The organism is Methanosarcina soligelidi (assembly GCF_000744315.1).
GTDB classification, from domain to species: Archaea; Halobacteriota; Methanosarcinia; order Methanosarcinales; family Methanosarcinaceae; genus Methanosarcina; species Methanosarcina mazei.
In genome coordinates, this window is the sequence record NZ_JQLR01000001.1 from 2,070,197 (window position 1) to 2,082,119 (window position 11,923).

Sequence of the window (11,923 nt, forward strand, 5' to 3'; positions counted from 1 at the left end):
TAAATATGAAGCGTGGTATTATTTCAAATACTTAAATATGAATCGGTTTTCGGGAGTTTTCCGGGTAAAACCGTAAAAGGTTTAATTCTGAGCACTTTGTTATAATATCCACACCCTTAAAGATGTTCACAATGTCCGCAGCCTCAAAATACAACCGGATAGCGCCCGTTTATGAACTGCTAGACCTGCCACTTGAATTTTTCTTTTTCCGGAAATGGAGAAAAGAAGCACTTTCAGGCCTTAGCGGAAAAGTTCTGGAAATCGGGGTAGGAAGCGGAAGGAACCTGAAATACTATCCAGCAGGCTGTTCTGTAACGGGAATCGATGCCAGTGAGGGTATGCTCGAAAAAGCCAGGCAGAAAACCGGGGGAGTGAAAAACGTCAATCTTCTTCTGATGGACGCAGAACATCTTGAATTTCCGGACAAGAGCTTTGATTATGTAATTGCGACTTTTGTCCTCTGCACAATCCCTGATCCTGTAATAGCTCTTAAAGAAATGAGGCGTGTCCTTAAACCTTCAGGTGAACTTATAGCCCTTGAGCACATGCACAGCAGTAACTCAATTATTTCTCTTTTTGAGCACATGATCGATCCTTTTCTGTTTTTCCTGCTTGGGGACCATACCACACGGCAGACGGTTAAAAATATACAGAAGGCGGGCTTTACCATTCTGGAGGCAAAAAAACTGGCTTTTAAGGATATTTTCCGAAAAATCAGGGCAAAACCGTAAAAGGCTTTTCTTTTTACGTTATATTTTTATAATGTTTACTTTTATCTGCTTTTAGCATGTCCTTTTTTCACTTTAAAACACTATTAAAATGAACCCTGTAATTCCTATCATAACAAATACCCTGAGGGTCTGGGAAATCAAAATGGTTTTCATCCCTATTCTGGGGCCGAAGATCCCGACGTAATGAGGGACATAAATTCTCAGTGAGCCGAGGCTTGTTACTATATTGCCTACCAGGAGGACGATTATGACTTCTATGCCGGTTAAAATTCCCTGTTCCATGAGGTTTGCTGCAAGAGTATAGGCTGCAAGATGGCTTGCAAAAAGAGCTGCAATTACAGGGAGCCCTTCTACAGGTACAGGCAGGTAGTCCGAAATAGGCTTGAGATATGAGCCAAGGGAATCAAATATACCAAGGTCAGTGAGAATAAAAACAAGGATGGTTACCGGGATCATCACTTTAAAGATCCTGATTATCGTTTTTCTCGAAGTCACCAGGCTTTCTTTAAATGCTGTTTTTAATTCCGGAGGCTTTTCCTTTTCAAGGTCTTCAAAATTTACTTCTTTTTTTTCAAGCAGGAAATGCCCGGCAATAAGAACTATAAGGGTTTTTACAAAGCCTACGAGAGTTATCAGCCCGACATAAACGATCCCTGTTGTCCCGAGCAGGGGCACAAGTATCGGAAGCAGGGATCTCCAGTGCATGACAATTGCAGGAAATGAATTCAAAACCGAAGCTATGATCAGTTCTTCTTCCTTTATGATTCCTTCATCATACATGCTTTTAAGTGAAGCATTGGCTGAAGATGTTGACGCAAAAGCCGTAAGGAAACCCACTCCACATTCTTTTCTGAGATTGGCGTAGTTTGTAACCGGTTTTACCAGAAAATCAAATTTGTAGAACCACCCCAGGCTCACAAGGAGTTCGGCAAGGATAACCCCAAGTACTATTGCGGGACCTGTTTTTAAAAGATACTCAGCCGAATGCGTAAAAGCGGTAAGTAACATTCAATTTGATTGCAGTATTAATGTTTATTAATTTTTCTAAATTAAATTGTAATTATTTAATTCTCCAGTAAAATTGTTTAATTCTCCAGTAAAATTGTTTAATTCTCCAGTAAATTTGCTTAATCCTCCAGAAACTGGTATCCTTAGAAACTCTATTAAACAATAATGACCAATTCATTATGGATGCTGGGGAAGACAAAGCGCTATCTTGAGGTCACACGAGTTCTTTTCAAATATAATCTCATCCCGGAACTCTACCATGACCTGCGGACTGAATATATATCCAATCCTGACTGCACCTGCACTTTTGATCTCGAAAATCGGGAGACAGCTGCAAAACTCAGGCAGGCTTTCGAAGAGCTGGGTCCCACTTTTATCAAGATGGGGCAGACAATGAGTAAAAGGCCTGATCTTGTGCCCCAGCCATATGTTGTTGAAATGGCAAATTTGCAGGACAGAGTCAAACCTGTGCCTTTTGAAGAGATGGCTGAGTCTCTTGACCTTGCATGTGTATGTGAATATCAGACTCGTGAGGAAAGGAAAAGGAAGAAAAGCGAGGAGGAGCTCAAGGCTGCAAGGGAGAGAAAAGCAAAAGCTTTTATTGATATTTTTGACAGCTTTGACCCTGAGCCGATCGCCTGCGGCTCTATTGCTCAGGTCTATAAAGGTGTTCTCGAAGGCAAGCCCGTAGCCGTTAAGATACTTCGACCGCACCTGATTGACATCATAAATATCGACCTTTCCATACTGGACGACTTTAAACCTGTTATGAAAAAGGTTATGGGCGTGGGAAAGAATTTTGACATCGATGCTTTTCTTCTGGAAATTCGGGAAATGCTTACCCGGGAAGTTGACCTCAGGATTGAAGCTGTCAACATGAGGCGTTTTGAAGATAATTTCAAGAATGTGAAAAATGTTTCTGTGCCTAAAATTTATCCGGATTACTGCTCTGCAAATGTCCTTACAATGGAATTTATTCAGGGGACGCAGGTTAAAGACATAATTGATACGCCTCTGCCCCAGAGTAAAAAGTCGGAATATACGCGTACAATTACAAAGAGTTACCTGAAGCAGGTTTATATAGATGGTTTTTATCATGCAGATCCCCACGGCGGCAATATGCTGGTTGAAGAGAACGATACTGTTTCTTTCATCGATTTTGGGGCAGTTGGCAGCATAGATGACGAACTCAAAAGGAATATGCTGGAGTTCTATTACGCTATCAATAACAGGGATGTTGAAGGGGCAACGCAGGGTTTTCTTAAAATCGGGGGAGCAGACTCAAGAGATGTGGATGTTCGCAGGCTCAGGAAGGATATGGATGAGCTGATCGCAAACCAGAACTACGGGCTTGAAGGCAGGCAGAGCGACAATTACGCAAAGCTGGGCCTGAAATATGATATCCGGCTCCCGGGGGAATTTTCCACCCTTCAGAGAGCGATCCTGCTTATAGAAGGAGTTTGCCTTGAACTTGACCCCAGGTACAATATTAAAAGCATCGCAATTCCTGTCCTTATGGATGCTTACAAAAAACTCAATACTCCAAAGGGAGCTGCACTTCATATCGAATTTTCCTCCGAGCCAGTGAATGAAAAAGCCGAGATGAGGGCTGCGATCAGGGAGGTTGCCGACAAAATGGAAGGCGTGGGGGACAGGTTCATTGAGGTAAGGCAGAAAGATAAAAAACGTGAAGTTTTTTCAAAGGAGTTTTTCCTTGCTGTTCTGCTTGTAGTCTCTGCCTATATATTGCTATACGGGGAGGTATTTTACTGGGTTGGACTTGCAGGATTTGGTGGAGCAATCCTCATAGCAGTTATTGCTTCACTGAAAGGGAAGTGAAGAATGAAATCAGATCCCAATAAAAAGTTCTGATAACCGGAAATTAAGATAATAATGTGCCTGATAATACCAGGTATCCAGTAGTAATTACAATATTCATTCTGCCTGGTATGCACTGGTAAAACCGGCAAATCAATACTCGTATCTATTGACCGGGAAGGGGGGGTATTTTCTGGTACAGGAAATTATAAGAATTGAAGGTCTGGAATGCAATCATTGTGTTGTTAGAGTTGGAAGGGCTATTGCTTCCGTGCAGGGAGTAATGGAAGTTGATGTTAATCTCGAAAAGAGAGAAGCAGTAGTGGATTTTGAAGAAACCAGAACAAACATGGGAAAAATAAGGACTGCAATTCGCGAAGCAGGGTACGAACCCTTATAATTTGATGTTTTATAATTTTTTATATCTTATGCAATATGAGCAGAAAAAAGATTGAGATCAGTAAATTGATGAAAAAAAGACAGAGATTAAATGAATTAATAAAAAGATCAAAGAAGGGGAGAAGTTTTCTTCCCTTATTACGTTTTACGGCTTTATCCGCACCCTCAAAAATGCCTGGACTTATTTCCTGGGTAATTTCAGCGGCTTTGGTTTATATTTCATTCCCATAACCACAATTTCCGGTAGAGCCTGAACCTGTTTTTCGATTATTTATATGCCTTTTATGGCCAGGCTATTTATGATATGAGGGATGGAGTTCAGCATTATTCAGTGGATCTCTGCCTTATTAAAGTGTATGCAACTGGGGACTGTGCCAGGCAGCATCAAATGTAATGCCCTTCTGGCAGTCTCAATGATTTTGAGACAGAAACTGTAATTTTTACATTTATTGATATGGACCGGAGAATATAATACAGGCATAGTCTCACCTGATAATAAGTGTAAAGGTTTTTCGAATATACCTGTATTATCTTTTCCGATTAAGGTTCCATTTTAACAGCTTTTTTAATGTTTCTGGTGCCCGTGTTCTTTGTTAGCATTCACTTGCTTGTGTTCCTTCTTGGCATCAAACCTTGAATATTTTTCTACATACTCTGAATAGTAAGGGTCTGAGAAGTCTTCTTTTCCTGACCAGAATATGGCTTTGTAGTACTTCCAGACGTGGGGGTCGAATCCGAGAATTCCCACATGCACCACCAGTTCAAAGATAAACCAGTATGTCATCAGCAGGTGGAGAAGTCTCAGGAACCCTACAGGAGTCATTCCGAATGTGGGTGCAATCATACCGGATATTGAAATGATCCACTGTGCTACTGGAAGACCAAAAAGCGACCAGTCAAGCTTGTACAGGACGATTCCTGACACCGTAATTAAGAAGAGTGCTGTACCTTCAAGCACAATCAGGACCTTCATTACGGGGTGAAGTTTGGTCTCGTAGTGTCCTTTCTCTTCATCATAGATGGAATATGCAGGATATCTGCCCTTCCTGAAGAAGTTTTTAATTATTCCTCCCAGACGAACCGCATCTTTAGGACCAAAGATGTAATGGTCCGTAAAATGCGATATTTTTCCCAGTAATCCATGCCCTTCGGAAAAGATATTGTATGGGATAAGTATCCAGTTTACTGCAAGCAGGAACGGGACCGCAATCATGTGCAGTGTACGTGCTGTATGGAAGCTCATAAACTCCCATCCAGCGTATATCTTTAACCCGGTGATGATGAGCACTATCATCGCGATAGCATGTACCGTATGAGCTATCCTGTCCGTTATAGTATAGCGCTCAACAACCATCGCCTTCGGGTTGTTGTTAGATTTCATCGTGGGTCATCTCCCTGTACTGTACTTAGAGTATCCTTAGAGTATTTGGAGCGCATTTCCCTGTAAGGTCTATTGTGTGGACTGCGCATGAAATGCACGGGTCGTATGACCTGCCCATGTGGAATATTCCAACTGGATTGGTGTAATCTACCTCTCCAACCGGGTTAATTTTTGAGCCGATAAGAGACTGTTCAAGCGGTCCAGGTATTCCATTGCTGTCCCTTGGAGACATCAACCATGAACCCGGAACTATGCACTGGTAGTTTGCAACCTTGCCACTTCCGTTTGTAGAAATCCAGTGGCCAAGAGCCCCACGTGGTGCTTCCCACAGGCCCATTCCCTGACTGTCTTTAGCTGCATTGAAGTCAAGAGGCACGGAAATCTTTCCCCCGGGTTCGTAGTCAACAGTAACCCAGTTGAGAAGCTCATATGCGAGAATTGCGGTTTCCTGCATGCGAGCCAGCATCCTTGTATAAACATTGGCTGGCGAATATCCATTTTCAGCCAGTGCCAGAGCAAGTCCTGTTACAAGCGGCTCTTTTATGTTCAGCATGCGTGCAAGAGGCCCGACTTCACCTGCAATTCCGTCATATCTCGGAGCCTTGTCCCAGCTGTACTGGCTGTCCGAGCCTCCTGTGTATACAATTTTCTCAGGATCTGTGAATGGAACTGTTTCACCTTTTACTGGTGGGAGGTCGTTTACACTGTTCTGGTAGAATGAGTGTGCCGTACTCTCTGTGATCTTGTCCGGATCAAATTTCAGGTATTCCAGGTTTCCTGATACCACACCTGATGTGAAAATCCTGTCTCCTGCCGGGCTCCTCGGGTCATATCCGTCTGTTGGCTTGTAATATCCTCCGTATGCAACGAAGCATATCTTTGAAGGGTCCTTGTACCCTCCGATAGTATCATGTTTCAGGCTTGCCGGAAGGCCAAGAAGTTTTTCTCCTACCAGTTCCGAACCAAAGGCTGCATAGAACTCTACATCTCCCCATCCTGCTTCTTTTGAGAAGTCGTTGGAAGATGTTGACTTGTTGATAAGGTCAGTCAGGTGTTCGGTGACGAAGTTTACCGCTTTCGTAGGGGAGCTTGCCTTGTATGTATTTTCGATCCATGTATTGAAATCAACTTTCAGAGTATGTGCAGATACGAAGTCCATTACCTGCAAATAGTATGTTGACAGTTTTGTAATATCTGCAACAGTTGCCGGGTATGTGTATCCTCCAGGATACAGGGATGATGGGCCTGGCATCCTTCCTGCAATAAGTGCAATCATTTCCTGAAGGCGTTTCTTTTCAGGAATTGCTGCCATGTATGAACTTCCTGCAGGTATAGCCGCACCATCCATCTTGTAGCTTATAGGTGCAAACCTTCCAAGCATTTCATCCCAGACTGCGCTTCCCGTGTCTCCGAGTGGTGTAAGGACCTTTTTGTATGCCGGGTTTGCAAGGTCAGGTCCAAACAGGACATATATATGAGTTGCATGGCTTGCCACCATGTTAAGTCCCTGGAAAATGTTCCTCATAACAAGAGCATCTTTTGGGACATGTTCAGCCACGCCGTACAGTTCGTCAAGTGCGTTTGTTGCTGTTAACCCATGAGAAAGCGGACATACTCCACAAATCCTCTGTGTAAGAAAAGCTGCGTCTCTCGGGTCCTGGTGCTGCAGTATGCGTTCAAATCCCCTGAATATAAGGGACGATGACTGTGCATCTGTAATAACACCGTTTGCATCTACTTCTGTTGAAATTCTCTGGTGTCCTTCAATTCTGGTTAAGGGATCAACTGTAACGTTTACCATTTTTCACTCACTCTCCTTTTCCCATTCTCCTTACTGCATGCACACCTGCAGCAACTGCGGCTGCCCCTACAGCTACCTTTGCTACTGTGTCAATATTTGCCCCTACAATTCCCTTGTCTTCCGCTTCAACATACAGAGGTCTTGACGCATCCGGGAAACCCGGGTCTACACAGTTAATGCACGGTCCTCCTGCCTGTGTACACATGCTTACTGAGCCATTCCATCTTCTAATTCCACAGTCTGCATGTGCATACGGAGCTTTGCATCCCAGTTTCCAGAGGCATTTTTCTCCGCCAACCTCCGTATCAAACTCTCCCCTGTCATAGTATCCGCGGCGTGGGCAGTTTTCATGTACTGTATGGTCCGGTGGGAAGAACACCTTTGGCCTTCCGTATTGGTCAAGAGCTGCTGGCAGGTCGTCCGGTATCTTTATTTTTCCAAGTATTACCGCACCCAGGGTAAGAAGAATCCAGTCAGGGTGAGCAGGGCAGCCCGGTATGTTAATTACCGGCTTGTCAATTCCAAGTTCCTTGAGCATGCCTTTTGATGCATCGGTCTTTTTGAAAGCAACTCCTCTGTAGTCTGTCTCCTTTTCAATATCGCTGTCCGCAGAGGTAATTCCTCCCCAGCATGCACATGCACCGACTGCAACTATTGCATTTGCGTTCTCTGCAGCCTCTCCGAGTGTCTCCTTGAACGTTTTGTTCCCTATAACCAGGTATCGTCCTGATCCGTCCGGACCGTTGGGGATTGACCCTTCAACAACCAGGATGTAATTACCTTCTTTGTAAAGGTCTTCAAGTAAAATCTCTGAGTTAAGCTCTGAGGTGTTTACAAGCTCACCATCATTCCATATTCCCTGCTGCATACAGAGTGTCTCATGGTAAGCAAGGTTTACATTGAGTTTTGTCAGAGCCTGTGCAACATCAGGATTGCCTCCGTTTAAAAGAGATTCTGAACATCCGGTGCATTCTGAACCGTGTATCCAGATCAGTTTTGTCTCTGCAAACTCAAGCGCATTTACAATCTCTGTTTGATAGGTGCCAAGAAATGCAGTTGCACCCAGAGCGCTTACCGCCTTCATGAAGGTGCGGCGGTCCATTTTTAAGAAGTCCATACTGTCAAGTGTACGGACAAGATTTGTCGTTCCAGTACTCATCTCTACCACATCTTGATTTTACCCAATTTTATACACTAAAGAATATATTAGTTAAAAACTCTCCAGAATTATATAAATACAACTATAAATTCCTCACTAATGTTTTGAATGAGGGAATAGTATTTAAGGATTTTTACTTTGATCGATAAATATATTAGTCGGGGGAGGGAGTCCTTTTATATTAAAAACAATATAATTATAATTAAAATAATAATTATGTCTGTTTCACCATAATGTTTCAATTAATCATTCGTAGTGAGATATTCAGAAAGTTCAAAAAAGAAGTAAATAATACGGCAATCGGGCTGATTCGAGGTTAGATACCTGCTATAAAGTGTGAGTTTATATGCAAAAATTTGTTTTTATTATGAAATAATGCATAAAAATTAAAAAAATATAGAATCTTTTCGAGGAAAGCAGGGAGTTATTCACAGACGAATACAGGAACCTGAGGCGCATGCAAATGTTATTGCAAAAATAAAAACAATTTAAAGAATTTCTTTACTGCTAACTTCATTTGTAGTGGTTGCATGAGAGCTTTTTCAAAAGCCTTTAGGAAAAAAGAAATACAAAAAGAACCTATTTTTCGGTTAAATCGTCTTTACTCAAATTTAAGTATTATTTATTAATACTTTTTGGAGTCATTATATGCTTCAAATTTGATCGAAAGAGGTTTATATGTATATTTCAATCTATAATTTATACAGTTTATATACTCCGAAAGGACATCTTCAAATTCTGTATATGAAATAGCAAAGCAAAAAAGTTATAAAATAGAATTCAAGAATTGCGAAAAACAATTTTTATCAATAAATTTAATTCGAGAATTCAGAACCCGGTTTTATTCATAATTATTCATTATGAATCTGTGCTTTTCTTTTATTTGCAACTGGAGGAAGAAGAGCAGTAAAACATGATGAGCAGGCGGAGAATGGGGCATTGGGATAAAGACTCTTTCTTCTGTTATCTATATATACAAGTTCGTCTGGGGCTTCGAATAAATCTTTTTCAAATTTCTGATGAAAACAGCTTATTTAAAATAGCTCTTACACAAAAACTAATCTTATAATCATTGATACTAAAAACGACTATATTCTAAAAGAAAACGGAAGAGGTAACATGTGTATAGCAATTCCTGGTAAAATGACGGCTATTGTGGATGAAAATACAGCAACTATTGACATGGGCGGGATCTGCAGAGATGTAAATATGGCACTCATGGGAGGTGCAAAGGAGTCTATGATTGGAAAGCATTTCCTTGTACATGTTGGATATGCGATATCTGAGATTTCGGAAGAGGAAAGTGAAGAAACCATGCGCCTTCTCAAGATTATGGCCGGTCTCGAAGAAATTGACTCCCTTGAAAGTGAATCTCAGTGAAAGTGGACGCTGATAATATGGAAAACGGAAAATCTCTTTCAAAAACAGCGGTTTCAGACATAGAAAAGAAACTCCTTGAAAGGATTAAAGGTTCTGAGGTATCACTTCGTATAATGCATGTCTGTGGAACGCACGAAAGAACCATAGCAAAATACGGGCTAAGAAGTGTGCTTCCTCAGTATATTGAAGTAATAAGTGGTCCCGGCTGCCCTGTCTGTGTCACTCCTGAAAGAGATATTGACATTGCAATTGCTCTCGCAAAGAGCGGAGCAACCGTGGTCACTTTCGGGGATATGATGCGAGTACCTGGCTCTTCAGACAGCCTCCTGAACGCAAAGTCTGAAGGGGCGGATGTAAGGATGGTTTACAGTATAGATGATGCAGTTGCCCTTGCAGAAAAAAAGCCAGATCTGAAAGTAGTCTTTTTCGGGATAGGTTTTGAGACCACAGTCCCTGCAAACGCGGCAGCCCTTCTGAGGACGGATCTACCTGACAACTTCAGCCTCCTTGCTTCTCAGAAGCAGACTCCTCCTGCAGTCAATCTTCTTGCCAGTGATACCAATGTTGATGCTTTTATAGCACCAGGGCATGTGGCAACCATAATAGGCACAGAACCTTTCGAACCGCTTGCAAAAAAGGGCTTTCCTGTTGTTGTTAGTGGATTTGAAGCAGCAGATATACTTCTTGGAATAAACATCTTACAGATGCAGGTAGAGAAAGGAATCTCAAGGGTGGACAACGGATATCCCAGGGTCGTAAAGCCAGAAGGAAATACAATAGCCCTGAAAATGATGGATGAGGTATTCAAAACTTCTGACTCTGAGTGGAGAGGTATAGGAAATATAGAAGATTCGGGACTCGTCCTAAGGAAAGAGTTTGAAGAAAAAGACGCTGCGAAAATACATGAAGATCTTTATTCTGCTTCTCTTGCAGAGATAAAATCGAAAGCTGAAGGAAAAGATAAAAAACGCTGCATCTGTGCAGCTATCCTGACAGGAAAAGCAAAACCTTCCCAGTGTCCTAACTTCGGGAAAGAATGCACTCCAAAAAAACCAGCGGGTCCCTGCATGGTAAGTCAGGAAGGTATGTGCTATAACTGGTATAAATATTCTCGAGAAGGAGGTAGCAAACATGCATGAACTTTCCATTGCCTGTGAAATCTTTGAGCAGGTTAAGGTTACTGCCGAAGCTCACGGAGCCACAGAAGTCAAACATGTGACTCTTCAAATGGGAAGGCTGTCCCATACGAATCCTGAACAGCTGAGTTTCTGTTTTAAGACTCTTGCAGAAGGGAGTATTGCTGAAAATGCGGATCTCATCGTAGAAATGGTGCCTCCAACCCTTGAATGCGAATGCGGATACACAGGAACTATAGACCAGGAAAGGATACGGGAAAGCAACGAACTGACAAGTGAACTCCTTGCTTATATCGCAGCTATGGACTGCCCTGTGTGTGGAAAACAGGCCCATATTGCAGGCGGCAGGGAATTGATCATAAAGAGCATAGAGATTGAAACTGAAAACGAAAATGAATCGCAGCGGTAAAAAATAATAAGCAACCCTGGTGATGTTTATGTTAATGCATGTAATCCATATGGGACATGATGTTTACAAGGCAAATGATAAAATTGCCGAAAAGAACAGGAAAACTCTTGACAAACACGGTGTCTTCTCAGTAAATGTTATGGGAGCAATAGGTTCAGGAAAGACCACTTTGATCGAAGAGGCAATAAGGCACCTTAAGGATAAATACAGAATAGCCGTTGTTGCAGGCGATGTTATTGCAGAGATGGACGCTTCCCGTTTTAGAAAGCTGGATGTTCCGACAATCCCTGTAAATACCGGAAAAGAGTGCCACCTGGATGCGAAGCTTGTAGAAAAGGCTCTGGGTGAGATAGACCTTGATAACACGGATCTCCTGATTATTGAGAATGTAGGCAACCTGATCTGCCCTGTGGACTTCAAGCTGGGAGAACACCTGCGGGTTGTGATTGTGAGTGTCACGGAAGGAGACGACATTATCCTCAAGCACCCCATGATTTTCAAGACTTCAGAGCTTGCTGTCATAAACAAGGTTGATATTGCACATGCAGTTGATGTTGATTCCGAAAAGATGAGGGACGACATCCTTTCCTTAAACCCTGAAGTGCCGGTGATCCTTACATCAAAACACGACTGGGAAAGCCTTGAAACATGGATAGGTTTCATCGAGAGCGGACTTGAAAAACGCACTAAATAAACTTAAT

The 11,923-nt window shown here is 42.2% G+C and carries 12 protein-coding genes; 8 read left to right on the forward strand and 4 right to left on the reverse strand.

From position 1 onward, the window contains the following. The first annotated feature begins 131 nt into the window (after nt 1-131). Nucleotides 132-731: a class I SAM-dependent methyltransferase gene (locus tag M886_RS09030; protein ID WP_048040741.1), complete on the forward strand. Its 600-nt coding sequence runs from the start codon at nt 132-134 to the stop codon at nt 729-731. Between the two features lie 72 nt (nt 732-803). On the opposite strand, the gene M886_RS09035 is transcribed toward M886_RS09030, so the two are convergent. Then, the gene (locus M886_RS09035; protein WP_011034233.1) at nt 804-1,739 is read right to left on the reverse strand and encodes a nucleoside recognition domain-containing protein; all 936 of its coding nucleotides are present in this window, start codon (nt 1,737-1,739) and stop codon (nt 804-806) included. Nucleotides 1,740-1,904: 165 nt separating this feature from the next. Between M886_RS09035 and M886_RS09040 the strand changes: the two genes are divergently transcribed. From M886_RS09040 to M886_RS18295, 3 genes are all read left to right on the forward strand, one after another. Next, a complete protein-coding gene (locus M886_RS09040; RefSeq protein WP_230625017.1) occupies nt 1,905-3,578 on the forward strand; it encodes an ABC1 kinase family protein in 1,674 nt (557 codons plus the stop codon). A 148-nt stretch (nt 3,579-3,726) separates the two neighbouring features. Further along, a complete protein-coding gene (locus tag M886_RS17485) occupies nt 3,727-3,957 on the forward strand; it encodes a heavy-metal-associated domain-containing protein (RefSeq protein ID WP_052734143.1) in 231 nt (76 codons plus the stop codon). A 35-nt stretch (nt 3,958-3,992) separates the two neighbouring features. Further along, entirely contained in the window at nt 3,993-4,187 is a 195-nt protein-coding gene (locus M886_RS18295) for a hypothetical protein (RefSeq protein WP_152558011.1), read from the forward strand. 334 nt (nt 4,188-4,521) lie between these two features. On the opposite strand, the gene M886_RS09050 is transcribed toward M886_RS18295, so the two are convergent. From M886_RS09050 to M886_RS09060, 3 genes are read right to left on the reverse strand one after another with little or no spacing between them, the layout of a single operon-like run. Then, entirely contained in the window at nt 4,522-5,337 is an 816-nt protein-coding gene (locus M886_RS09050; protein ID WP_048040740.1) for a cytochrome b, read from the reverse strand. A gap of 25 nt (nt 5,338-5,362) precedes the next feature. Further along, nucleotides 5,363-7,138 (reverse strand): nickel-dependent hydrogenase large subunit, encoded by a 1,776-nt coding sequence (locus M886_RS09055; protein WP_015412353.1) that lies wholly within the window; start codon nt 7,136-7,138, stop codon nt 5,363-5,365. A 7-nt stretch (nt 7,139-7,145) separates the two neighbouring features. After that, on the reverse strand, nt 7,146-8,297 hold the full coding sequence (locus M886_RS09060) for a hydrogenase small subunit (protein WP_235203912.1): 1,152 nt from the start codon (nt 8,295-8,297) through the stop codon (nt 7,146-7,148). 1,119 nt (nt 8,298-9,416) lie between these two features. On the opposite strand from M886_RS09060, the gene M886_RS09065 reads away from it, so the two are divergent. From M886_RS09065 to hypB, 4 genes are read left to right on the forward strand one after another with little or no spacing between them, the layout of a single operon-like run. Next, on the forward strand, nt 9,417-9,677 hold the full coding sequence (locus M886_RS09065) for a HypC/HybG/HupF family hydrogenase formation chaperone (protein WP_048037570.1): 261 nt from the start codon (nt 9,417-9,419) through the stop codon (nt 9,675-9,677). A 2-nt stretch (nt 9,678-9,679) separates the two neighbouring features. Further along, entirely contained in the window at nt 9,680-10,816 is a 1,137-nt protein-coding gene (hypD, locus tag M886_RS09070) for a hydrogenase formation protein HypD (RefSeq protein ID WP_235203913.1), read from the forward strand. Next, on the forward strand, nt 10,809-11,222 hold the full coding sequence (hypA, locus tag M886_RS09075) for a hydrogenase maturation nickel metallochaperone HypA (protein ID WP_011034241.1): 414 nt from the start codon (nt 10,809-10,811) through the stop codon (nt 11,220-11,222). The genes hypD and hypA overlap by 8 nt, the downstream gene beginning before the upstream one ends. A 34-nt stretch (nt 11,223-11,256) precedes the next feature. Next, a complete protein-coding gene (hypB, locus tag M886_RS09080) occupies nt 11,257-11,916 on the forward strand; it encodes a hydrogenase nickel incorporation protein HypB (RefSeq protein ID WP_048047666.1) in 660 nt (219 codons plus the stop codon). Nucleotides 11,917-11,923: the final 7 nt, after the last annotated feature.